The organism is Sphingobium scionense, from assembly GCF_014197035.1.
In the GTDB taxonomy this organism is placed as follows: Bacteria; Pseudomonadota; Alphaproteobacteria; order Sphingomonadales; family Sphingomonadaceae; genus Sphingobium; species Sphingobium scionense.
The window spans coordinates 132,489-154,049 of record NZ_JACIEU010000012.1; the positions used below are offsets into that span (position 1 = coordinate 132,489).

General features: G+C 66.9%; 22 protein-coding genes, 1 other RNA gene and 1 riboswitch. Of the genes, 8 read left to right on the plus strand and 15 right to left on the minus strand.

What is annotated here, in order from left to right; all coding sequences use genetic code 11:
* Positions 1-7 precede the first annotated feature (7 nt).
* The 4 genes from GGQ90_RS15605 to rsmI all read right to left on the minus strand — a co-directional run bounded on the left by GGQ90_RS15605 (position 8) and on the right by rsmI (position 3,078).
* Complete coding sequence (locus GGQ90_RS15605; RefSeq protein ID WP_188083001.1) at positions 8-607, minus strand: DedA family protein; 600 nt, start codon at positions 605-607, stop codon at positions 8-10.
* 141 nt (positions 608-748) lie between these two features.
* Positions 749-1,723, minus strand: a complete 975-nt coding sequence (gshB, locus tag GGQ90_RS15610) for a glutathione synthase (protein WP_188083002.1) — start codon at positions 1,721-1,723, stop codon at positions 749-751.
* Between the two features lie 147 nt (positions 1,724-1,870).
* Positions 1,871-2,224 (minus strand): YraN family protein, encoded by a 354-nt coding sequence (locus GGQ90_RS15615; protein WP_188083003.1) that lies wholly within the window; start codon positions 2,222-2,224, stop codon positions 1,871-1,873.
* On the minus strand, positions 2,221-3,078 hold the full coding sequence (rsmI, locus tag GGQ90_RS15620) for a 16S rRNA (cytidine(1402)-2'-O)-methyltransferase (protein ID WP_188083004.1): 858 nt from the start codon (positions 3,076-3,078) through the stop codon (positions 2,221-2,223). The genes GGQ90_RS15615 and rsmI overlap by 4 nt, the downstream gene beginning before the upstream one ends.
* 11 nt (positions 3,079-3,089) lie before the next feature.
* On the opposite strand from rsmI, the gene GGQ90_RS15625 reads away from it, so the two are divergent.
* Positions 3,090-4,295 carry a penicillin-binding protein activator gene (locus tag GGQ90_RS15625; RefSeq protein ID WP_380766733.1) on the plus strand — a complete coding sequence of 402 codons (1,206 nt, stop codon included), beginning with the start codon at positions 3,090-3,092 and terminating at the stop codon, positions 4,293-4,295.
* Between the two features lie 36 nt (positions 4,296-4,331).
* Here the strand turns inward: GGQ90_RS15625 and GGQ90_RS15630 are convergent, their stop codons facing one another.
* The 3 genes from GGQ90_RS15630 to GGQ90_RS15640 are packed head-to-tail and all read right to left on the minus strand — an operon-like array spanning position 4,332 to position 7,951.
* Positions 4,332-5,105: an ABC transporter ATP-binding protein gene (locus GGQ90_RS15630; protein WP_188083005.1), complete on the minus strand. Its 774-nt coding sequence runs from the start codon at positions 5,103-5,105 to the stop codon at positions 4,332-4,334.
* Complete coding sequence (locus GGQ90_RS15635) at positions 5,099-6,094, minus strand: FecCD family ABC transporter permease (protein ID WP_188083006.1); 996 nt, start codon at positions 6,092-6,094, stop codon at positions 5,099-5,101. The genes GGQ90_RS15630 and GGQ90_RS15635 overlap by 7 nt, the downstream gene beginning before the upstream one ends.
* Before the next feature lie 12 nt (positions 6,095-6,106).
* A complete protein-coding gene (locus GGQ90_RS15640) occupies positions 6,107-7,951 on the minus strand; it encodes a TonB-dependent receptor plug domain-containing protein (protein WP_188083007.1) in 1,845 nt (614 codons plus the stop codon).
* A gap of 170 nt (positions 7,952-8,121) precedes the next feature.
* A riboswitch (cobalamin riboswitch) is annotated at positions 8,122-8,355 on the minus strand.
* Positions 8,356-8,494: 139 nt separating this feature from the next.
* Between GGQ90_RS15640 and GGQ90_RS15645 the strand changes: the two genes are divergently transcribed.
* The 5 genes from GGQ90_RS15645 (at position 8,495) to ispZ (ending at position 13,295) form a co-directional block, all read left to right on the plus strand.
* Positions 8,495-9,487: a threonine ammonia-lyase gene (locus GGQ90_RS15645; protein ID WP_188083008.1), complete on the plus strand. Its 993-nt coding sequence runs from the start codon at positions 8,495-8,497 to the stop codon at positions 9,485-9,487.
* A 40-nt stretch (positions 9,488-9,527) separates the two neighbouring features.
* Entirely contained in the window at positions 9,528-10,340 is an 813-nt protein-coding gene (dapF, locus tag GGQ90_RS15650) for a diaminopimelate epimerase (RefSeq protein ID WP_188083009.1), read from the plus strand.
* A gap of 2 nt (positions 10,341-10,342) precedes the next feature.
* Positions 10,343-11,584 (plus strand): tRNA (N(6)-L-threonylcarbamoyladenosine(37)-C(2))-methylthiotransferase MtaB, encoded by a 1,242-nt coding sequence (gene mtaB, locus GGQ90_RS15655; protein WP_188083010.1) that lies wholly within the window; start codon positions 10,343-10,345, stop codon positions 11,582-11,584.
* Positions 11,584-12,522 carry a signal recognition particle-docking protein FtsY gene (gene ftsY / locus GGQ90_RS15660; RefSeq protein WP_188083011.1) on the plus strand — a complete coding sequence of 313 codons (939 nt, stop codon included), beginning with the start codon at positions 11,584-11,586 and terminating at the stop codon, positions 12,520-12,522. The genes mtaB and ftsY overlap by 1 nt, the downstream gene beginning before the upstream one ends.
* 104 nt (positions 12,523-12,626) lie before the next feature.
* Positions 12,627-13,295 (plus strand): septation protein IspZ, encoded by a 669-nt coding sequence (gene ispZ / locus GGQ90_RS15665; RefSeq protein ID WP_188083012.1) that lies wholly within the window; start codon positions 12,627-12,629, stop codon positions 13,293-13,295.
* A gap of 120 nt (positions 13,296-13,415) precedes the next feature.
* On the opposite strand, the gene rnk is transcribed toward ispZ, so the two are convergent.
* On the minus strand, positions 13,416-13,820 hold the full coding sequence (gene rnk / locus GGQ90_RS15670) for a nucleoside diphosphate kinase regulator (RefSeq protein WP_188083013.1): 405 nt from the start codon (positions 13,818-13,820) through the stop codon (positions 13,416-13,418).
* Positions 13,821-14,240: 420 nt separating this feature from the next.
* Between rnk and GGQ90_RS15675 the strand changes: the two genes are divergently transcribed.
* Both GGQ90_RS15675 and GGQ90_RS15680 read left to right on the plus strand, forming a co-directional pair.
* The gene (locus GGQ90_RS15675; RefSeq protein ID WP_188083014.1) at positions 14,241-14,855 is read left to right on the plus strand and encodes a superoxide dismutase; all 615 of its coding nucleotides are present in this window, start codon (positions 14,241-14,243) and stop codon (positions 14,853-14,855) included.
* A gap of 178 nt (positions 14,856-15,033) precedes the next feature.
* Positions 15,034-15,471 carry a hemerythrin domain-containing protein gene (locus GGQ90_RS15680; RefSeq protein ID WP_188083015.1) on the plus strand — a complete coding sequence of 146 codons (438 nt, stop codon included), beginning with the start codon at positions 15,034-15,036 and terminating at the stop codon, positions 15,469-15,471.
* Positions 15,472-15,478: 7 nt separating this feature from the next.
* Here the strand turns inward: GGQ90_RS15680 and GGQ90_RS15685 are convergent, their stop codons facing one another.
* The 7 genes from GGQ90_RS15685 to GGQ90_RS15715 all read right to left on the minus strand — a co-directional run bounded on the left by GGQ90_RS15685 (position 15,479) and on the right by GGQ90_RS15715 (position 21,478).
* Entirely contained in the window at positions 15,479-17,008 is a 1,530-nt protein-coding gene (locus tag GGQ90_RS15685; protein ID WP_188083016.1) for a methyl-accepting chemotaxis protein, read from the minus strand.
* A complete protein-coding gene (locus GGQ90_RS15690; protein WP_188083017.1) occupies positions 17,008-17,328 on the minus strand; it encodes a hypothetical protein in 321 nt (106 codons plus the stop codon). The genes GGQ90_RS15685 and GGQ90_RS15690 overlap by 1 nt, the downstream gene beginning before the upstream one ends.
* A gap of 71 nt (positions 17,329-17,399) precedes the next feature.
* Positions 17,400-17,750 carry a (2Fe-2S) ferredoxin domain-containing protein gene (locus GGQ90_RS15695; protein WP_188083049.1) on the minus strand — a complete coding sequence of 117 codons (351 nt, stop codon included), beginning with the start codon at positions 17,748-17,750 and terminating at the stop codon, positions 17,400-17,402.
* The gene (locus tag GGQ90_RS15700; protein ID WP_125997175.1) at positions 17,723-18,271 is read right to left on the minus strand and encodes a J domain-containing protein; all 549 of its coding nucleotides are present in this window, start codon (positions 18,269-18,271) and stop codon (positions 17,723-17,725) included. Before GGQ90_RS15700 ends, GGQ90_RS15695 begins: the two co-directional genes overlap by 28 nt.
* A gap of 49 nt (positions 18,272-18,320) precedes the next feature.
* Entirely contained in the window at positions 18,321-20,282 is a 1,962-nt protein-coding gene (locus GGQ90_RS15705; RefSeq protein WP_188083050.1) for a hypothetical protein, read from the minus strand.
* 82 nt (positions 20,283-20,364) lie between these two features.
* Positions 20,365-20,750, minus strand: an RNA gene (gene rnpB, locus GGQ90_RS15710) — RNase P RNA component class A.
* Positions 20,751-20,779: 29 nt separating this feature from the next.
* Positions 20,780-21,478 carry an N-acetylmuramoyl-L-alanine amidase gene (locus tag GGQ90_RS15715; protein WP_188083018.1) on the minus strand — a complete coding sequence of 233 codons (699 nt, stop codon included), beginning with the start codon at positions 21,476-21,478 and terminating at the stop codon, positions 20,780-20,782.
* Between the last annotated feature and the right edge of the window lie 83 nt (positions 21,479-21,561).

Sequence of the window (21,561 nt, forward strand, 5' to 3'; positions counted from 1 at the left end):
GGCCGCCCTACCCCTTGGGCCGCCAGGTCGCCAGCCGCCAGAGATAGAGAAGCACCGCGCCGACCACGCAGGCGGTCGCCACCGGCCCCACATATTTGTCGATATCGCGGAAATTCTGGCCGAGCAGGAAACCGGCATAGGCCAGCACGAGATTCCACACCAGCGCGCCCCCGGCGGTCCAGATCAGGAAGCGCACATGGCCCATGCGGAACAGCCCGGCGGGCAGCGAGATCATCGTGCGGAAGGCCGGCATGAAGCGGAAGACGAAGACGACGATCTGGCCATATTTGCCAAACAGCCGGTCCAGCGCCTCGACATCGCGCCACTCCAGCGTCGCCCATCGGCCGAAGCGATCGACCAGCGGCTTCAACCGGCCAAAGCCCAATATATGGCCGACCAGATACCAGAAATAATTGCCGATCGTGGTGCCCAGCGTGCCCGCCAGCAACAGTCCCTCCATCGCCATCCGTCCCTGGCCGACGCGAATGCCGCCAATGCCCATGATCAGTTCGGACGGGATCGGCGGAAAGATATTTTCGAGGATCATCAGCAGGAATATCCCCCAATAGCCCCCTGCATCGATCAGCCGCAGCACCCAGTCGGTCATGCCCCTATACCCGTTCGTGCTGAGTAGAGGCTGAGCGAAGTCGAAGCCTCGTATCGAAGCATCGAGTGCAACATCCTTCGATACGCCATTTCGACATGCTCAATGGCTACTCAGGACGAACGGAGGAATGGCGCACATCCGTCAGGCCGCCGCCCGCGCCGCCAGGCGCGCGTCGATCGCGTCCCAGATCAGGCCGCCGGTGTCGGTGCCGTCGAACGCGTCGATCGACACGATGCCGGTCGGCGACGTCACGTTGATCTCGGTCAGCCATTCGCCGCCGATCACGTCGATGCCGACGAACAGCAGGCCGCGGCGCTTCAGTTCCGGCCCCATCGCCTCGCAGATTTCGCGCTCGCGATCGGTCAGCACGGTCTTGGCCGCCGATCCGCCGACCGCCAGGTTGGACCGGATCTCGCCCGCGCCCGGAATGCGGTTGACCGCGCCCGCGACCTCGCCATCGACCAGCACGATGCGCTTGTCGCCCTGCGCGACGCCGGGGATGAAGGCCTGGACCATGAAGGGTTCGACCCACGAGGCCTTGAACAGTTCCACCAGCGACGACAGGTTCGCGCCATTGCTGCCGACATGGAATACCGCGACGCCGCCATTGCCATAGAGCGGCTTCACCACGATCTCGCCATGCTCGGCCAGGAAGCTCTTCACTTCGGCGAGGTCGCGGGTGATCATCGTCGGCGGCATGAAGCGGGCATAATCGAGCACGAACAGCTTTTCGGGCGCATTGCGGACGCTGGCCGGGTCATTCACCACCAGCGTCTCTTCCTGCACCCGCTCCAGCAAATGGGTCGCGGTGATGTAGCTCAGGTCAAAGGGCGGGTCTTGCCGCATCCACACGACATCGACGTCGCGGCCCAGATCCAGCATCTCCGGCTCGCCCAGCGCATAATGGTCGCCTTGCACCTTCTGCACCTTCACCGGCCGCGCCTTGGCCAGCACCCGGCCGTCGCGGTAGGTCAGGTCGGGCGCCAAATAATGATAGAGCTTATGCCCCCGCGCCTGCGCCGCCAGCATGATGTGGAAGGTCGAATCGCCGGCGATCTTGATCCCGTCCATCGGGTCCATCTGCATGGCGACGGTCAGGGGGTTGAATTCGGTCATCGGCGCGGTTTCCTTCCATATCCGTTCGTGCTGAGCAGGGACTGAGCGAAGACGAAGTCCCGTATCGAAGCATCATTCGGCACTCACCCTTCGATACGCCCCTTCGACTTTGCTCAGGGGCTACTCAGGGCGAACGGCGGATGATTTTCACCCCCCATGCCAGACATTGGCCAGATGGCGTGGCGCGCGGCCGGGCGCAAGGAGGATGACGTCAATTCGCATGTCGTCTCCGGGTCTTGCCAGCTGATGCCATAATATTTCGGCGCTCGCCGCTACCCGCGCCAGCCGGCGCTGGTCGATCGCGACGTCCAGCTCGGCATCGGTGGCCCGGCTCTTCACCTCGACAAAGGCCAGCATCGCCCCCTTGCGCGCGACCAGATCGACCTCGCCCGCGGGCGTGCGCAGGCGCTGGCCGACAATCTGCCAGCCCTTGAGGCGCAGCCACCAGGCGGCGATGCGTTCGGCCTGCCGGCCGCGCTTCTCCGCCTGCTGGCGGTTCACCCCTCCCGTTCCCCCTTGAGTTCGTTCGCTCGGTCATAGAGCGCCCGCCGGTCCAGCCCCAGCTTCTTGGCAACCTCGCCCGCCGCCTTCGACACCGGCAGCCGGGTCAGCGCCTCCCGCAGCGCCGCATCGGCATCCTCGGCGCTGGCCGGCGGCGCCTCGCCGGGCGGGCCGACGATGACGACGATCTCGCCCTTGGGTGGCGCATCGGCATAGCGGGCGGACAGTTCCGTGAGCGTGCCGGTCGCCGTCTCCTCGAACGTCTTGCTGATCTCGCGACTGACCGCCGCCTCGCGATCGCCCAGCGCCGTCGCCATCGCCGCCAGACTATCCGACAGGCGCGGCCCGCTTTCGTAGAAGACCAGGGTCGCGCGCAGCGCCACCACTTCGGCCAGCACGTCGCCGCGCGCCTTCGCCTTGTTCGGCAGGAAGCCCATGAACAGGAAACGGTCGGTCGGCAGGCCCGACAAGGTCAGCGCCGCGATCGCCGCGCTCGGCCCCGGCAGGGTCGTGATCCTGCGCCCGGCCGCCCGTGCATCGCGCACCAGCTTGTAGCCCGGATCGGAAATCAGCGGCGTCCCCGCGTCCGACAGCAAGGCGACCGATTCGCTCACCATCCGCTCGATCAGCCGCTGCCGCACATTTTCTGCGCTATGGTCATGATAGGGAATCATCGGCCGATCCGATCCCGCATGGCGCAGCAGCCTTGCGCTGACCCGTGTATCTTCCACGGCGACCACGTCGGCCAACCGCAGGACTTCCGCCGCGCGCGGCGTAAGGTCTCCAAGGTTGCCGATCGGCCCCGCCACGATGTAAAGCCCGGGCTCAAGCCCGGATGCCAATATAGTTTCCATAAGGATCCCAGATGACAGAGACGGATGCCCCCCGGCAAGCGAACATGTTCGCGGCGATGAAGCGCAGCGCGCGATTGCTGTTCGTTGCCAGCACCATCATGCTGGCCGCCTGTCAGTCGATCGTGCCCAAAGGCCCCGGTCCCGTTCAGCCCACCGGCCCCGCCCAGCCCACCGGTCCGGACGTGACCCAGGGCCTGCCGACCGACACTGCGCGCCACCGCGTCGCGCTGCTGGTGCCGACGTCCGGCCCCAATGCGGGCGTGGGCCAGTCGATCGCCAACGCCACCACGCTGGCGCTGATGGACATCAAGACCGACAAGGTCCGCATCACCACCTATGACACCGCCACCGGCGCGGCGGCGGCCGCCAACCGGGCGCTGGCCGACGGCAACCGCCTGATCCTGGGGCCACTGCTGGCCGATGACGCCCGCATCGTCGGGCCGATCGCGGCCAAGGCCAATGTCCCGGTCATCAGCTTCTCCAACGACACCAGCGTCGCCGGCAGCAATGTCTATCTGATGGGCTATACCCCCAACCAGTCGATCGAGCGCGTGATCGGCTTTGCCCGCGAAAAGGGCCTGTCCAATTTCGGCGCGCTGGTGCCGCGCGGCACCTATGGCGAGCGCGCCGGCAATGCGCTGCTGCGCGCGGTCGAACAGGCCGGCGGCACGGTAGTGTCGATGCAGACCTTCGATCGCACCCCCGCCTCGATCACCGCTGCGGTCAAGAAATTGCAGGCCTCGTCCAGCTATGACGCGCTGCTGATCGCCGACAGCGGCCGGGTCGCGCTGCAGGTCGCGCCGATCGTGCGCAAGAATGGCGGCGCCAATGCCCGCCTGCTCGGCACCGAAATCTGGAATACCGAAGAATCGCTGGCCGCCAGCCCCATGCTGCGCGGCGCCTGGTATGCCAGCGTGTCGGACGGCCTCTATCGCCAGCTCGCGACCAAATATCGCACCCGCTACGGCAGCGCGCCGTTCCGCCTGTCCTCGATGGGCTATGACGCGGTGCTGCTGACGGTGCGGATCGCCCAGGACTGGAAGCCGGGCGCGCCTTTCCCCACCGCACGCCTGCGCGATCCGGGCGGCTTTGCCGGCATCGACGGCGCCTTCCGCTTCAACCGCAACGGCATCGCCGAACGCGCGCTGGAAGTGAGCGAGGTCGGCGCCGGCACGATCAGCGTGGTCGATCCCGCCCCGCGCGGCTTCGGCAATTAAGCAAAGGGGGCCGGAAGGCCCCCTTTCGTTTACAGATCAGACCCGCGCCGTCGGCACGATCAGCGGCAGGCCGTCGTTGACGTCGATCCGCGCGGCGACGCCATAGACGGATGCCAGCCGCTCCGGCGTCAGCACCGCCATCGGCGCCCCGTCCGCCACCAGCGCGCCGCCATCCATCAGCAGCAGCCGGTCGCAATAGCGCGCCGCCATGGCGAGATCATGCAGTACGGTGACAACCAGCGCCCCGCCCTGCGCCTGCGCCCGCAACAATGCCATCACGTCGATCTGGTGCCCGGGGTCGAGCGCGGCGAGCGGCTCGTCGGCGATCAGCGCCGGCGCGCCCACCGCCAGCGCCCGCGCCAGCAGCACCCGCGCCCGCTCGCCGCCCGACAGCTCGGTCGCGATCCGGCCCTTGAAGCCGGTGACATCGGTGCGGACCATCGCATCCTCGATCGCCGCCTCATCGTCGGCGGTCAGGCGTGACAGCGGCCCCAGATGCGGCAATCGCCCCAGCGCCACCAGCCGCTCGACCGCCAAGGGCCAGTGCAAGGTCTGTCCCTGCGGCAGATAGGCGATCGCCCGCGCCACCGCCTGGCGCGACAGCCGCTCGACCGGCGTCCCGTCCAGCAGGGCGCGACCGGCGGCCGGCTTCACCAGCCCCAGCAGCGTCCGCACCAAGGTCGACTTGCCCGCGCCATTGGGGCCGATCACGCCGATCAGTTGCCCCGGCGCCATGGTCAGATTGACGCCGCGCACCGCCAGATGACGGCCCAGCCGGACGTCCAGTTGCTCGGTCGACAGGGTCACCATAGCCGCCGCTCCCGCATCAGGTGAATAAGGAAGACCGGCACGCCCAGGATCGCCGTCACCACGCCCAGCTTCAATTCACTGCTGCTCGGGATGATGCGCACGCCGATATCGGCCAGGGTCAACAGCACCGCGCCGCCCAGCATGGACGGCAGCAGCAGAGCGGAGGGCGACCGATCGGTCAAAGGCCGCACCAGATGCGGCACGATCAGGCCGACGAAGCCGATCGACCCGGTCACCGCCACCGCGCCGCCGACGCCGATCGCCACGCCCGCCATCAGCCGCAGCCGCGCCCGCGACAGGTCGACGCCCAGCGCCCGCGCACCATCCTCGCCCAGGGTCAGCGCGTCGAGCGCGCGTCCGTCATAAAGCAACAGCGCCGCACCGACCGCGACGCAGGGCAGCGCCAGCAGCAGATGGTCGATGCTGCGATTTTCCAGGCTCCCCATCAGCCAGCTCATGATCTCCATCGCGGCAAAGGGATTGGGCGACAGGTTGAGCGCCAGGCTGATCCCCGCCCCCGCCAGCGTCGCGACCGCAATGCCGGCGAGAATCAGCGTCAGCGGGCTTTCCGACGGCCCGGCGAGCAGGAACAGCGCGCCGATCGCCGCCAGCGCGGTGACGATCGCCAGCAGCGGCAACGCCATCGGATGCAGTTCGGACAGGCCGAAATAGAGCGCGATCACCGCACCCAGCGCCGCCGCGTTGGACACGCCCAGCACGGCGGGTTCGGCCAGCGGATTGCGCAGATAGCCCTGCAATGCCGCGCCCGACAGGCCCAGCATGCCACCGACCAGCAGGCCGATCGCCATGCGCGGCAGGCGCAGGTCGATCACGATCGCCCGCGCCACCATGTCGCCGCCGCCCGCCAGCACCGCCAGGATGCGGGCCGGCGCGATCGTCACCGATCCCAGCGCGACCGACGCGATTCCCGCGACCAGCAGCAGGGCGATCAGCCCCGGCAGCAACAAAGGATGCCGCCGCCCGCTCATGCGCGACGCCCTTTAGAAGCGGACACGCACGCCGCCATAGGCCGACCGGCCATAGGTGCCATAGCCATAGGCGGTGGCGTAATCCGCATCGAACAGATTGTCGATCCGGCCATAGACTTCCAGATGCTCGCCCACGGGGAAGGATGCGCGCAGCCCGGCCAGCCCATAGCCGTCGAGTTGGCGGGTGTTGGCCGTGTCGTCATAGCTGTCGCCGACCATGGTCAGCGTCGCGCCGGTCGACAGGCCGAAGGACCAGAGATAGTCGGCAGACAGGCTGACCGCATTGGCGGCGCGGCGCGGCAGGCGATTGCCGTCGGTGGCCCCGCCCGACCGGTCGCGCGCATCGACATAGCTGTAGGATGCCGCCACCGTCAGCGCCTCGACCGGCTTCAGCGTCAGCGTCGCTTCCACGCCCCTGGCGCGGGTCCGGTCCAGATTGCCGTAGGTGTAGGTCGCATAATCATAGTTGATCTGGTTGCGGGTATCGCGCTGGAAGGCGGTCAGCGACAGCATAGCCTTGTCCCCGTCCAGGCTCTGGTCGAAGCCGATGTCATAGCTCTTCGAGCGCTCCGGCCGCAGCGCGCTGTTGCCGCTATAGGTGTCGTAGAGTTGATAGAGGGACGGCGCCTTGAACCCCTCACCATAGGAGAGGCGGATATTGGTCGCGCCGGCGTTCGGCGTGTAATTGGCGTTGGCGCCAAAGGTGGTCGCGCCGCCGAACTGGCTATGATCGTCATGGCGCAGCCCGCCGGTGACGGCGAGGCCGGTAAGCGGCTTCACCACCGCCAGTGCATAGACGCTGTCGATATTCGCCTTCGCGCTCGCTATGTCGCCAAAACCGAAATAATCATAGTCCGGCCGCTCATGCTCATAACCGAAGATCAGCTTCGCCTGGTCGACCGGGGCATAGACGCCCTCATATTCGAAGCGCAGGTTGGTGCCCGAATAGCCATAGTCCGGGTCGGTGCCGCGCACGAAATAATAGTCGCGATCGTTGCGCAGCCAGGTCACGGCCGCGCGGTTGGTCAACTTGCCGTCGAGCAGCGCCAGGTTCATCCCGGCATAGCCGACATATTGGTCCAGCTTGCTGACATCGCTGCTGTCGGCCGGCGCGCCGAAGAAGCTGTCATAGTCGAGATCAGCATGGATATAGTAACCGCGCAGGTCGAGGCTCAGAGTGTCGGAAAAGGCGATCTTCAGCTTTGCGTTGGTGGCGATATTCTCATAGCCGTCCTTCTCCACGCCGCCGAACGACCGGCCGACCGAGGAAATGCCGTCGGTGTTGAAATAGGCGACGCCGACGCCGCCCGACACCGCGCCGCGCGTGCCCGACACATCGGCCTTGGCGTTCAGCGTGTCGCTATAGCCATAATCGGCCGAGGCATTGACCGCGAAACCCTCGCTCGGCGCGCCAGTCATCACATTGACCACGCCGCCGATCGCCTGGCTGCCATAGACGATCGAATTGGAGCCGCGCAGCACTTCGATCCGGCGGATATTGCCGGTCAGCAGATGGCCGAAATCATAGCCGTCGCCGATGCCGCTCGGGTCGTTGACCTTGACCCCGTCGATCAGCACCAGCGTCTGGGTCGTCTCCGCCCCGCGCAGCGACACGCCGGTGACGCCGCCGGTGGAACCGTTGCGGCTGAAGCGGACACCCGGCGTGGTGGCGAGCAGATCGACGACATCGACCGCCTGGCGGGTCCTGATCGTGTCGGCATCGATCACCGTGACCGCCTGGCCGACCTCGTCGCGCGGCTGTTCGATGCCCGAAGCGGTGACGACGATGTCATCATCCTGGGCCAGTGCCGGCGTAGCGGCCAGCAGTGCGATCAGCGAAATCCCCAACATCTTCATTTTATCATCCCCCGGCGTCCGTCGTCATGAACCGGGGCGTCCGCGCGAACGGTCGCTGCTTGGAGATCAGGAAGACGCCAGCGCCCCGCTCCACGCACCGATGCGGCCCCGGCCGCCATGGGCGTCGCTCGACGGAAACACCGCGCCATGGCCATCCCCTGGGCCAGGGCAAGAGCGACCAGACGCCGGCAGGTCTCCTGGCTCGCGGGTCAGGGCAGCGATGCGCCAGCCTTCCCGGACCTGTGGGTCCAGTGGCCGGTCCATGCCCTTTCGAGAGCATCGGACCCTGCGCATCGCGCTCACCGCTTACAGTTGCAGGGACAGCCGCGGATTTGGAAGGGCTTGCCCCCCGCACCGCATTCCCGTTTTCAGCCCTTGCGGGCACCGGCGCGATCATGCGCGTCCGGGGCTTTCGATCACCCCGGCGCGCGGCCCCCATAGGCCAAAGCGCAAGCCCTGCCAAGCGGGCCGGGATCGCCCCGGCGGATCGTTGCGCGGCGGCGGCGGGCGGCTATGCAGGGGCCTCTGACCGAAGGAGCCGACATGACCGATTCGCTTGCCATCACTGCCGCCGACGTCGCCGATGCCGCGCGGCTGATCGCGCCGGCGGCGGTCCGCACCCCGCTGATCGAGAATGCCGCACTCAATGATCTGTGCGCCCGGCGCGTGCTGGTGAAGTTCGAGGGCGCCCAGCATAGCGGATCGTTCAAGTTCCGCGGCGCCTATAACCGCCTCGCCCGCCTTGATGCAGCCGAACGCGCGGCGGGCGTCGTCGCCTGGTCCTCGGGCAATCATGCCCAGGGCGTCGCCTTCGCCGCCCGCCTGCTCGGCATCCCGGCCACGATCGTGATGCCGGCCGACGCCCCGGCGATCAAGACGGCCAACACGCGTGCGCTCGGCGCGCAAGTCGTCCCCTATGACCGTTTCACCCAGAGCCGCGAGGAAATCGCCACCGCCCTTGCCACCGAACGCGGCGCGACGCTGGTTCCCTCATTCGACGATCCCTTCATCATCGCCGGCCAGGGCACGATCGGCCTCGAAATATTGGAGCAGGCACAGGCCACCGGCGCCGACCTCACGCAGATTCTCGTCTGCTGCGGTGGCGGCGGGCTGGTCGCGGGCACTGCGACGGCGGTCAAAGCGGCCCGCCCCGACATCAGCGTCTATGCGGTCGAACCCGCCGGCTTCGACGATACCGCCCGCTCGCTCGCCAGCGGCGTGCGTGAAAGCGTCTCGCCCGACGCGCGCAGCATCTGCGACGCGCTGCTGGCGCCCAGCCCCGGTGCGCTCACCTTCCCGATCAACCATGCCCTGCTGGCCGGCGGCCTGGTCGTCAGCGACGATCAGGTGCGCGACGCGATGCGCTTCGCCTTCACCACGCTCAAGCTGGTGGTCGAACCGGGCGGCGCGGTGGCGCTCGCCGCCATGCTCGCCGGCCTCGCCCCGCCCACCGACGGCGCCACCGCCCTTGTCATCTCCGGCGCCAATGTCGATCCGCAGGATTATGCAGCCATCATCGGCGGCCAGAACGCCTGACCGCTGGTCTTTTGCCCCGTCCCACACTAAATGCGGCGCCATGATGAGCCGCTTTTCCAAGATGCACGGTCTGGGCAATGATTTCGTCGTGATCGACGCGCGGAGCGCGCCGGTCGCGATGACGGAGGCGCGCGCCCGCGCCATTGCCGATCGCCATGCCGGCATCGGCTGCGACCAGTTGATCGTCATCGGCTCCCCGCAAGCCGGCGATCAGGCCGACGTATCGATGCTGATCTTCAATTCCGACGGTTCGGAGGTGGAAGCCTGCGGCAATGCCACGCGCTGCGTGCCGCTGTTCGTCGGCAAGGACGTGCTGATCCGCACCAAAGCCGGGCTGCTCGACGCCAAGGGCGTGGATGGCGGCGCCAGCGTCGACATGGGCGCGCCCCGCTTCGACTGGGACGCGATCCCGCTCGCCTATCCGATGGACACGCTGGCGATGTCGGCCAGTTGGGAAGACCTGCCCGCGCCGGCCGCCGTCAATGTCGGCAATCCGCATGTGATCTTCTTCGTCGAGGATCTGGACGCGGTCGATTTCGAGCGCCTCGGCCCGCTCATCGAGCATGACCCGCTCTTCCCCGCCCGCGTGAACGTCAATTTCGCGCAGGTTGTCGGCCCGCAGCATCTGCGCCTGATCGTCTGGGAACGCGGCGCGGGCCTCACCCGCGCCTGCGGCACTGGCGCCTGCGCCACCGCCGTCGCGGCGATCCGCCGCAAGCTGATGGCCGGCCCGGTGACGGTCAGCCTGCCGGGCGGCGATCTGGAAATCGACTGGGCGCCGGGCGGCACGATCCGCATGACCGGCCCCGCCACCCATGTGTTCGACGGCGAGGCGGACTGGGACCGCTTCTGACCGTGGCCGGTCCCGACATCATCACCCTGGGCTGCCGGCTCAACATCGCAGAGAGCGAGGCGATCCGGGAGATGGCCGGCGCACAGGACGACCTGATCGTCGTCAACAGCTGCGCCGTGACGGCCGAGGCCGTGCGCCAGACCCGGCAGGCGATCCGCCGCGCCCGGCGAGACCGCCCCGACGCCCGCATCCTCGTCACCGGCTGCGCCGCCCAGACCGAACCCCAGACCTTCGCCGCCATGGCGGAAGTGGACGGCGTGATCGGCAACCGCGAGAAGCTGGAGGCCGCCGCCTTCGCTCCGGTCGCGGATAAGGTCAACGTCTCCGACATCATGGCCGTGCGCGACACCGCGCCGCACATGGCCAGCGCCTTTGCCGAACATGCCCGCGCCTTTCTGGAGGTGCAGAATGGCTGCGACCATCGCTGCACCTTCTGCATCATCCCCTATGGCCGGGGGAACAGCCGCTCCGTCCCCGCCGGCGCGGTGATCGACAAGGCGAAGCAACTGGTCGATGCGGGCTATAGCGAGATCGTGCTGACCGGCGTCGACGTTACCAGCTATGGCCCCGACCTGCCGGGCAGCCCGTCGCTCGGCCAGCTGGTCGAACGGCTGCTTCGCCATGTGCCGGACCTGCCCCGGCTGCGCCTCTCCTCGATCGACAGTGTCGAGATTGACGAGCGGCTGTTCGACCTCATCGCCCATGAGCCGCGGATGATGCCGCATCTGCACCTCTCGCTGCAGGCGGGCGACGACATGATCTTGAAGCGTATGAAGCGCCGCCATGCCCGCGCCGATGCCGTGCGCATCGTCGAGCGGGTGAAGGCCGCCCGCCCGGACATCAGCATCGGTGCCGACATCATTGCCGGCTTCCCGACCGAGGATGACGCCATGTTCGCCAACAGCCTGGCGCTGATCGCCGATTGCGACATCGTCCATGGCCATATCTTCCCCTATTCGCCGCGCACCGGCACGCCGGCCGCGCGCATGCCCCAGTTGGATCGCGCCACCATCAAGGCGCGCGCCGCGCTGCTGCGCGACGCCTGCGCGGCCCAGCGCGACGCCTGGCTCGCCCGCCTGGTCGGCACCCGCCAGTCGGTGCTGGTCGAACGCAATGGCCTGTCGGGCCATGCCGAAAATTTCGCGCCGGTGCGCTTCACCACGCCCCAGCCCCCCTCCACGATCGTCGCGGCCCGCATCAGCGGCCTTGAGAATGGCGCGCTGATCGCGCAAGAGGCGCAATAATGACTGACACCGGCACCAGCTGGCGCGACCGCCTCTTCGGCGGCCTCAAGCGCACATCCGACAAGCTCGGCGAGAATCTCACCGGCCTTTTCACCAAGGCCGCGCTCGACGACCAGACCCTCGACGAGATCGAGGAAGCCCTGATCATGTCCGATCTCGGCCCGGCGATGGCCGGCCGGGTGCGCGATCGCCTCGCCGAAGGACGCTACAACAAGGAACTGACCGAGGAATATCTGCGCGAGATCATCGCGGAGGAGATCGAGAAGGTGCTGGCCCCGGTCGCCCGCCCGCTGGAGATCGAGGCCTTTCCGCGGCCGCAGGTGATCCTGGTGATCGGCGTCAACGGCTCGGGCAAGACGACCACCATCGCCAAGCTCGCCAATAATTTCCTGGAACAGGATTATGGCGTGATGCTGGCGGCGGGCGATACCTTCCGCGCGGCCGCGATCGGCCAGTTGAAGGTCTGGGCCGAGCGTCTGGGTATTCCCATCGTCGCCGGCAAGGAAGGCGGCGACGCGGCGGGCATCGTGTTCGACGCGGTCAAGCAGGCGACGGCCACCGGCATCGACGTACTGATCGTCGACACCGCGGGCCGCCTGCAGAACAAGACCGAACTGATGGACGAGCTGGCCAAGGTGCGCCGCGTGCTCGGCCGATTGAACCCGGCCGCCCCGCACGACGTTGTCCTGGTCCTCGATGCCACCACGGGACAGAATGCGTTGAACCAGATCGAAGTCTTCAAGGAAACCGCACAGGTCACGGGCCTGGTCATGACCAAGCTCGACGGCACCGCGCGGGGCGGGGTGCTGGTCGCGGCGGCGGAGAAATTCCGCCTGCCGATCCACGCCATCGGCGTCGGCGAAAAGATCGAGGATTTGCGCCCCTTCGATGCCGGCGACATGGCACGCGCGATCGCGGGGACGGCCTATGCCCGCTGACGCCCCCTTTTTCGTCACCCCAGCGAAGGCTGGGGTCTCTCTTCCTGCCTGATCTCATTGAGAAAGTGAGATGCCAGCCTTCGCTGGCATGACGGAGTAGATTTATGGCTGACACCAAGCCTTCCAAACCCGCCGCAAAGCCCGCCCATGGCGGCAGCCTCAGCCTCGCGCTCGATTTCGGGCCGCTGCTGGTCTTTTTCCTGAGCTACAAGGGCGCGGGCTGGTTCTGGGGTGCGGGCAATCCGATCACCGCCATGAGCTTCGGCACCGCTGCCTTCATGGCTGCGATCATCATCGCCGTCATCATCTCCAAGGTGAAGCTCGGCCGGGTCTCACCGATGCTGTGGCTCTCGGCGCTGCTGATCCTCTTCTTCGGCGGCCTCACCATCTATTTCCACGACCAGCGCTTCATCCAGCTGAAGCCGACCATCATTTACGCCTTTTTCGCGTTGATGCTGTTCGCCGGGCTGCTGCGCGGCAAGCCGTTGCTCAAATATCTGCTCCAGGCCGCCTATGACGGATTGAGCGAGGAAGGCTGGCGCAAGCTGTCGCGTAACTGGGCGCTATTCTTCGTCGCCATGGCGGTCGCCAATGAACTCATGCGCCGGTCGATGAGCTTCGACACCTGGCTTGCGGTCAAGGTCTGGGGCGTCACCATCGTCTCGGTCGTCTTCGCTGGCGCCAACATTCCGATGCTGCTGCGCCACGGCCTGACCCTGGACGACGGCCTCGACAGCGACGAGGTGGGCGAAACCACCCCGCCGCAGGGCTGACCCCTAAAAACTGCCGTCATCCCGGACTTGATCCGGGATCCATTCTGCGCTCGCTCTCGGGCGTAGCGCCGAATGGATCCTGACTTCCGTCAGGATGACGGATGTGAAGCTGGACTAGCTTCACACCTGAACCACTTCATCCACCAGGATATCGCGCAGATGGCCGTCGCGGTCCGGCCACAGGATGGCATTGCCTGCCCGCATCCCGATCAGCGCGGCGCCGACCGGCGTCAGGATCGATATCCGGCCCAGCGCCACATCGGCATGGCTGGGATAGACCAGCTCCACCCGGCGCGGCGCTCCGCGCGCACCATCGCGATAGAGAATGGTCGATCCCATCGCCGCGACATCGGCCGGCAGCGCCGCCCGGCTGCACAATTGCGCCCGGCCGACCTCCTCCAGCAGCAACTGGCTGGCATCGGGGAAGCGGTCGCGCGCCGCCCAGGCCAGATCGGAAATCATGTCGGCTTCGGATTCGACAATATGGATCGGCGGCACGGCCGCCCACTTCTGTTGCAGGGTCATGGGAAAACTTCCTGATAGGGGTGCGCGCCCGGTGCTCGGACGCAAAGCGTCAAGAAGGGTGCCCCGGATCTGCCGGCAGCGCGCCTGTCAGGTCCGGGGCGGATGGCCCGCGAGAAGCTGTCCCCCATGATGGCGGAAGCGTGCAAAGATGACCTTGAACGGCATGGCCGGGATCATGTTCGGCCCCGTCCCGCCTGTCAAGCAAGCCGCCCCGCCCCTGCCCCGGCCGTCACCGCCCGAAAGCCCCGCCAACCGCCTGTTTCTGCGATCGTTTCGCAATAGGCACATATTGGTTTTCTTGGGCGTTGGGTGCGCATATGGGAAGCGTCGGAGGCGTCAACGCCCCGCCCGGACCATAGAATCAACCGGCCGCGCCAGCCATTGCCCGGCCGCCCCATAACGAACCCGAGGAGTTCCGCCATGGCTTTTGTTCTGCCCGACCTTCCCTATGCCAAGGACGCCTTTGGCGACATCCTGTCGGTCGAAACCTTCGACTTCCACCACGGCAAGCATCACAATGCCTATGTCGTGAAGGCCAATGAACTGGTCGCCGCCGACGAGAGCCTGCAGGGCAAATCGCTGGTCGAACTGATCAAGTCGTCGAAGGGCGGCCTGTTCAACCAGGTCGGCCAGATCTGGAACCACACCTTCTACTGGAACTCGCTGTCGCCGGTGAAGACCGCCCCGACCGGCGAACTGCTCGCCAAGATCGAGGAGGCCTTCGGTTCGGTCGACTCGCTGATCGAGAAGCTCAAGGCAGAGGCCGTCGGCCACTTCGCCAGCGGCTGGGCCGCGCTGATCCTGAAGGACGGCAAGCTGGAAGTGACCAGCTATCATGACGCCGACACCCCGGTCGCACATGAAGGCCACGCACCGCTGCTGATCCTCGATGTGTGGGAACATGCTTACTATATCGACTATCGCAACCTGCGCCCGGCCTATGCCGAAAAGCTGCTGAAGGAAGCGATCAACTGGGACTTCGCTGCCCTCAATCTCGACGGCCAGGGCGCCAGCCGCGCCGACCAGTCGGCCTGATTGCGGCAGGCCCGGTCAGGGCCTGATCCACAGGATCGATGACAGAAAGACCGTCCGGTGCGCAGGCGCCGGGCGGTCTTTCTTTTTACAGGCTTTGCGCGCTTTGCCCGCCCGGCGCTCCAATCCCCTCTTAACGCCGGCCGACGCATGATCGCACGGGGCAGGGAGGACGATCGCGATGAACATGGACGAGTTGGGCACGCAGCATGAGGAGATCGCCCTGATCGCCGCGCAACTGCGCCAAGCGATCGCCGATTCCGACCAGCCCCAGGCGGTGAGCGCGCTGCGCTGGCAACTGGCGCGCAAGCTGATGGCCCATCTCGCGCTGGAGGATCGCATCCTCTACCCCGCGCTCCAGCGCCAGGGCGACGATCGCGTCCGCGCCACCGCCGCGCGCATCCAGGCCGAAATCGGCGCCCTGGCCGAGAGTTTCGCCCGCTACATGGCGGCCTGGACCGACGAGCGGATCACCCGCGACTGGCGCGGCTTCTGCGCCGACAGCGGCCGGATATTGGATACCCTCGGCCGGAGGATCGATCGGGAAGAACGCATCCTCTATCCGCTGGCGCGCTCCGTCGACGACCAAACGACAAGCAAGATAGCCCGCGCCGGCTGAACGGCGATCAGGCCGCTTCCAGCTGCGCCACGAACAAATCGGTCGCGCGCTGCAACTCCTGCGCCGTGCGCGACAGGCCGGCCGCCGCGATCGACACCCGATCCGACAGATTCTCGGTATTGCGCGCGACATCGGCGACGGTCGCCATGCGCTGCGCCATATGATCGGCATCGCGGGCGGTATCGCGCGCCGATTGGCCGATCGCCGCCGTCGCATCGCGCTGGTCCGCCACCGCGCGCTGGATCGCCTGCGCCGCCTGCGCCAGTTCCTCGACACTGCCCGCCACGTCCGACAAGGCTTCCTGCGCCACGCCGGCACCCTGCCGCGCAGACCAGGCCAGCGACTGGATTTCCCCCGTCGCACTCGCCGTCTGGCTGGCCAGCTGTTTCACCTCGCCGGCCACCACGGCAAAGCCGCGCCCGACCTCGCCCGCCCGTGCCGCCTCGATCGTGGCATTGAGCGCCAGCAAATTGGTGCGCGATGCGATCTCGGTGATCGAATCGGCAAAGCTGGTGATCGAGGCGGTGCGCCCTTCCATCGCCTGCATCGCTTCATGCCCCGCCACCGACACACGCTGCGCCGCCCCGCCCAGGCTCGCCTGCTGGCTGGCCGCTGCTGCGATCGCGCTGATCGATTCCGACAATTGCTCGATCCGCTGCGCCAGCATCGCCGCGCTGGCCGAGGATTGCCCCGCCGCCGTCATCGTCTCGCCCGTGCCCATGCTCGCCCGGCGCGCCAGATCATGCAGCAGCCCGGCAGATTCCTTGAGTTCGCCCGTCGCCGCGCTGACAGCGCTCACCACGCCTGCCACCGACTGGCGGAACGCGCCGACCAGCGCCAGCGTCTCGCTGCGCCGGTCCTGCGCCATCCGTGTCTTTTCGGCATCCCGGTCGACCCGCAACTGCGCCTCGCGCGCGTCGGACTGGCGCTGGGCATCCATCGCCGATTCCGCCGCATTGCGCCCCGCCTGCGCCTCCCGCGCCAGCCGCGCTGTATCCGCCACATGCGCGTCCTGCGCCAGCAGCAGCGCATGCAATTTGATGCTGAGATAGCCCAGGATCGTGCCCTGCAATATCACGGCAAAGCCATGGACGATGACCCGGCCAAGCTCCGCCTGGCCCGAAAATACCCAATTGGGCGCGACATAGGTCAGCACCAGATGATGCAGCGCGATCAGCACCGACGCCAGCAGGATCGGCCGCCAGTCGTAGAGTACCGCCAGCGAGGCGAGCGCCACGAAGAAATACATGTGCGCGTCCATCTGCCAGACATGGCCGCTCAGCAGGAACAGGGTGATCGCCGGCTGCACCGCCGCCAGCGTCCCCATCGCCAGCCGCACCTCCAGGTCGTTGCGACGCCGCATCACCATCCAGGTCGGCAAGATGTTGGCCAGCGCCGACAGCAGCAGCGCGGGCGCCGCCCGCTCATTGCCGATCATCATGCCGCCAATACCAATGACCACGGTCCAGATCAGGCTGCACAGCAGCAGGATGCGCAGGCCATGCAAGCGCAGGCTGTCGAGGCTTTTGAGTGCCATCAGGCGATCCCCTCTACTGGTTCGCCACAGGCCGCGGCAAAGGCCCGCAGCGGCAATATGCCGCCCCGCAACAAGGGTAGCAGCGCGTCGCGCTGCCCCTCCACCACCATCGATCCGGGCAGGCGTCCGCTCGCCACCAGCCGGGCGCCATGAGCCACCGCATCGGGCACCAGATGCGCGCGTGCGCCGGCCGTCATCGGGATCAACAGGATACGCCCCTGTGCCGGCGGATTGCCGTAGAGCAGGGCGAGGCCAAGGAGGATGATTGCAAGCTGAGCCAGCAACACCACTCCGCGCGAGGAAGGAAGCCATATCCGCATGGCGCCCGACCTAGGCAATGTTGGTAAGGATAGGCTTAACACTCACCCAGAATTTACGCATTTTGCGTAAGTCAGTCCGGATCGCGGGCATCCGCCGATGCTGTCAGGTCCAGCGCCACCGCCAGTTCATCCAGATCCGTCCCCGGCCGCACCAGCATCCAGTCGCGGCTCGCGGCGCCATTGACCACTGTGATCGCGCCCCTGGGACAGATACCCAGGCAATTCACCTCGATGATGCCGGCCGCCGCCTTGCGCCCCTTCTTCAGCGACAAATGCCGCCGTAGCGCCTTGGCCAGCCGCTCCTCGCCATCCTTGCCGAAGCCGCCGTCCAGCTTCTTCGAGCATTTGCGGCAGACCAGCACGGCATTATGCCAGTTGGACCGGACATGATCCTTCAATCGCTGGCGCCCCGCGGCTTCCAGGTGCGCCGTTCCTCAGCCGCGCGCAGCACCTCATAGGCGGCCTGGATCGTCTGGAACTGCACCGCCGCCTCGGCATCGCCCGGCTTCACGTCGGGATGATATTCCTTGGCCAGGCTCCGCCAGCTCTTGCGCACCGCCTCGAAATCGGCGTCATCCTCCAGCCCCAGCGCCTGCAGCGCGTGCATCTCGTCGCGCGACCGGCTGCCGTCGCCGGGACCGCCCCAGCTATGATGGGCGCTCGACTGATAGCCGCCGGCATCGCGCCGCTCGGTGCGCTCCCGCTCGGCCCGCTCTTCCTCGTCCAGCCCCTGAAAATAGTCCCAGTTGCGGTTATATTCGGCCGCATGCTCGCTGCAGAAATACCAGCGGTCCGGGCTGTTGGGCGATTTGGGCGCGGGGCAGTTACCCGGCTGGTCACAGCCGAAACGGTCGCAGATGCGCACGCGCTGCGCTTCCCGCGTCGCGCCATAGGCACGCCAGCGAGGAAAACCCCAGTCATTGGATCGGCTCTGTCTTGCCATCGGGCCAAATTAGGGAAGCCGCGCCCGGAAAGCCAGCCCCGCGCCGGGATTAACGGCGGAAAGTCACACCCTGCATGTTGCCGCCGCAGCCAAGGCCACCATCGGGGCGATAGCTTTGCTCATATTTCGCGCGCGTCACGATCTTCGTGCCGTTGGTGCCAAAGATCATCGGCGGATAGGTGATGACGGCCCGCTGGTTGCGGGTCGTGCCGTCCGCCGCAATGTCGAACTGGACCCGCGTCCATCCCTCGACCCCGACGGACACCATGTCCGTGGGATAATCGGCGGAGGACACCGGCGCACTGCGCAGGCTGGGCTTGGCATCGACGATCGAACATTGCTGCGCCGACAATCCGGTCGCGGCATAATCGGCCCGTGCCGCTTCCAGATTGCCGCCGGTCGCCTGCAGGCTCGCCCGCCGCACCAGCGCTGCCACGCGCAGCGGATCATTGGCCGGCAAGGCGCCATCGTCGATCACCGCGTTGAGCAGCGCCTGCGACCCGGCCTTTTCTCGGGGCCTCAGATCGTCATAGGCCAGGATCGCGAAGGTCGCCCGTGAATCGGCTTCGGCCTGATAATCGGCGGCGCGCAACGCATAGGGAGAATCGGCCCGGATACGGATATCCACATGCTCGGCGGCATCATGAACCAGGCGGTCGACCAGCAATTGCGCCAGCGGCGGGGCATCCGCCGTCCGCACCACCTGGCGCAGCAGCGGGCCATAGCTCTCGACATCCTCGCGCGCGGCCATCGATCCGGCGAGCAGTGGAATCAGCACCGGCACCAGTTCCACCGCCGCATCGCCCTTCTGGCTGCGGATCAGCTGCGCCTGCTGCAACAGCAGGGCGCGCTGCCGGGCCATCGGCACATTGTCCAGCACCGGTCCGGGAACGCGCTTGGCCTCCAGCCAGTCGGCCAGCGCCTTGGTCGGCCCTGCCAGCATCGACGGGCCGCCTTCCGCCGTCGAACAACGCAGTTCCAACCGCGTCACGAACCGGAACAGCGCGGGGATCTTCTTCACGTCATCGGGCCTCCACGACCAGTCCCGCACCGCCCGCGCGAACGCCAGCGCCGAAGGGCCGGGACGCGATCCATAGACCGGACGCGCATAGGAAACGGCGCCGCTATCGCTGATGCCGAATTCGACCACGGCATAATCGTCCGGCTGGATGCCATCCTCGCCACAGCGCGGCAGCGCCATATCCGCGCCCTGGGTAAAGTCCTGCTGCGGCATGCGCCCGGCACCGGTATAGACTAGATAATTGCGCGCCGTGTCGCGATGGCCGGCCAGCATGGCGGCGATCGACGCATCCGACCGGGTCACCAGATCATCGAAATCGACCCTGGTGGTCAACCCGCCCTGCTGCTTCACCGCCCGCGCGAACAGCCTTTCGGCCGGATCGAACTGGCCCAGATTGAGCAGCACCCGTCCCCGGATCAGGTCGATATGCGCCAGCGACGCCTTGTCGAACATCTTGGGGTCCGCGACCGCGATGGCATTGGCTGCCTCGGCGGCCTTCAATGCTTCGGCCGGATCGACGAACGTGCCGGCCTGCGCCTGCCCCAGCAGCGCCTGGATGCGCGCCGCCGGCCCCTCCGCTTCGGCCAGCGCCGCGCCGAAATGGGCCAGCGCACCGACATAGTCGAGGTCGCCCATCGACACGCGGCCCAGCGTATAGGCGGCACGATAGCGGTCGGTCGACAGGCTGGCATCATCCCTGGGCAGGGCCGGCGCCGCCTGGTTCAGCAAGTCGCGCGCCTCGGCCCAGCGCGACAGTTCCGCCAGCACCATCGCCTTGCGCACGCGCACGATTGCCAGGCTGCGCGGATTGCGCACCACCCGTCCCTCCAGCGTGGTCAGGATTTCGAGCGCGCGGGGATAGTCCGCCGCCTCGGTGGCTTGCGTCGATTGCTCGAACAATTGCTGGATCGTGCCAGTTGCGGGCGCGGGCGCTGCCGGCGCCGCCTGCTGCATCGCATGCCCGATAGCGGGCATGGCGGCCATCGCCATCAGCAAGGCCAAATATCTGTTACGCAAACCGAATCCCCCCAAGACCGCGGACCGATTATTGCGATAACCTCGCAACAGGGGAAATGCCAGAGGGCCTGTAAGCCGGGTTCTGTCCACCCCCAAAGGGGGATAGGCGACCATTCCTCTAGGGGACGGATTGCTCCGTCCCTCAAGCAACCAACCCGGGCGGTCTCAGTCGAAACAGACCTAGCAGTCAAGCTGCGCGCCGCCCCTATTCGGTCTTGCTCCCGGTGGGGTTTACCGTGCCGTCTTGCGTTGCCGCAGACGCGGTGCGCTCTTACCGCACCCTTTCAATTTCACTGGGCCGAAGCCTTAGTGACCTGCTTTCTGTTGCACTGTCCCTTGGATCACTCCAGCCGGCCGTTAGCCGGCACCGTCATTTCGTGGAGCCCGGACTTTCCTCGCCGTGGAAGTTACCCGCCACGCCGCAGCCGCCCGGCCCTCTGGCACAGGCGCCTATAGGCGCAAAAATCGGGTCAGTCATCCCCTGTCGGCTTGGGCAGCAGCAGGGCGAGCAAAATCGCCCGACATTCGCCGTCGATGACGCCGTCGATCAGTTCGGGGCGGAAGCGCCGCTGGAAGGCGACGACCGCCGGCTCCGGCTCGGCGATGTCATAGCCGAAGCGTTCGAGCGCCAGCATGAAGCCGCTATCGGTCCAATGCGGGTCCATCAGATTCTTGGTCGGTCGGGGCAGCGCCAGCCGCAACCGCGCCAGTTGCGCCCAGGGGAAAAGCTCGCCCGGATCCTGCTTGCGCGCGGGCGCGATGTCGCTGTGCCCGACAATATTGCCGCGCGTGATCCGGTGCCGCTGGACGATGTCATGGACCAGCGGGATCAGCGATCCCATCTGCGCCTCGGGGAAAGGACGATAGCCCCATTCATGGCCAGGGTTGACGATCTCGATGCCGATGCTGGCGCTGTTCACATCGTCGATCCCGCGCCAGTGCGACCGGCCGGCATGCCAGGCGCGTTTGTCCTCGGCCACCATGCGGATGATCTGGCCATCCTCGGTCACGACATAATGGGCCGACACCTTGGATTCGGCGTTAGCCAGCCAGTTGATGGCGCTCGCCGCATCCGGCATACCGGTATAATGGAGCACCAGCATGGTGATCGGCAGGCTGCGCTCGTCATAATTGGGCGACGGTGTCTCGATCATGGGGATGTCGGTCATCGCAAAGGGCCTGTCACCACGAAAAGTCCAGTCTCACGCCCTGTTCCGCCCTGCGTCGCGCCGCGTCATGCAGCCACAGGGGA

Coding starts and splice junctions, on each gene's coding strand:
- GGQ90_RS15605 (WP_188083001.1), bottom strand. CDS start 607: ATGACCGACTGGGTGCTGCGGCTGATCGATGCAGGGGGCTATTGGGGG.
- gshB (WP_188083002.1), bottom strand. CDS start 1,723: ATGACCGAATTCAACCCCCTGACCGTCGCCATGCAGATGGACCCGATG.
- rsmI (WP_188083004.1), bottom strand. CDS start 3,078: ATGGAAACTATATTGGCATCCGGGCTTGAGCCCGGGCTTTACATCGTG.
- GGQ90_RS15625 (WP_380766733.1), top strand. CDS start 3,090: ATGACAGAGACGGATGCCCCCCGGCAAGCGAACATGTTCGCGGCGATG.
- GGQ90_RS15630 (WP_188083005.1), bottom strand. CDS start 5,105: ATGGTGACCCTGTCGACCGAGCAACTGGACGTCCGGCTGGGCCGTCAT.
- GGQ90_RS15635 (WP_188083006.1), bottom strand. CDS start 6,094: ATGAGCGGGCGGCGGCATCCTTTGTTGCTGCCGGGGCTGATCGCCCTG.
- GGQ90_RS15640 (WP_188083007.1), bottom strand. CDS start 7,951: ATGAAGATGTTGGGGATTTCGCTGATCGCACTGCTGGCCGCTACGCCG.
- GGQ90_RS15645 (WP_188083008.1), top strand. CDS start 8,495: ATGACCGATTCGCTTGCCATCACTGCCGCCGACGTCGCCGATGCCGCG.
- dapF (WP_188083009.1), top strand. CDS start 9,528: ATGATGAGCCGCTTTTCCAAGATGCACGGTCTGGGCAATGATTTCGTC.
- ftsY (WP_188083011.1), top strand. CDS start 11,584: ATGACTGACACCGGCACCAGCTGGCGCGACCGCCTCTTCGGCGGCCTC.
- ispZ (WP_188083012.1), top strand. CDS start 12,627: ATGGCTGACACCAAGCCTTCCAAACCCGCCGCAAAGCCCGCCCATGGC.
- rnk (WP_188083013.1), bottom strand. CDS start 13,820: ATGACCCTGCAACAGAAGTGGGCGGCCGTGCCGCCGATCCATATTGTC.
- GGQ90_RS15675 (WP_188083014.1), top strand. CDS start 14,241: ATGGCTTTTGTTCTGCCCGACCTTCCCTATGCCAAGGACGCCTTTGGC.
- GGQ90_RS15680 (WP_188083015.1), top strand. CDS start 15,034: ATGAACATGGACGAGTTGGGCACGCAGCATGAGGAGATCGCCCTGATC.
- GGQ90_RS15685 (WP_188083016.1), bottom strand. CDS start 17,008: ATGGCACTCAAAAGCCTCGACAGCCTGCGCTTGCATGGCCTGCGCATC.
- GGQ90_RS15690 (WP_188083017.1), bottom strand. CDS start 17,328: ATGCGGATATGGCTTCCTTCCTCGCGCGGAGTGGTGTTGCTGGCTCAG.
- GGQ90_RS15700 (WP_125997175.1), bottom strand. CDS start 18,271: ATGGCAAGACAGAGCCGATCCAATGACTGGGGTTTTCCTCGCTGGCGT.
- GGQ90_RS15705 (WP_188083050.1), bottom strand. CDS start 20,282: ATGGCGATGGCCGCCATGCCCGCTATCGGGCATGCGATGCAGCAGGCG.
- GGQ90_RS15715 (WP_188083018.1), bottom strand. CDS start 21,478: ATGACCGACATCCCCATGATCGAGACACCGTCGCCCAATTATGACGAG.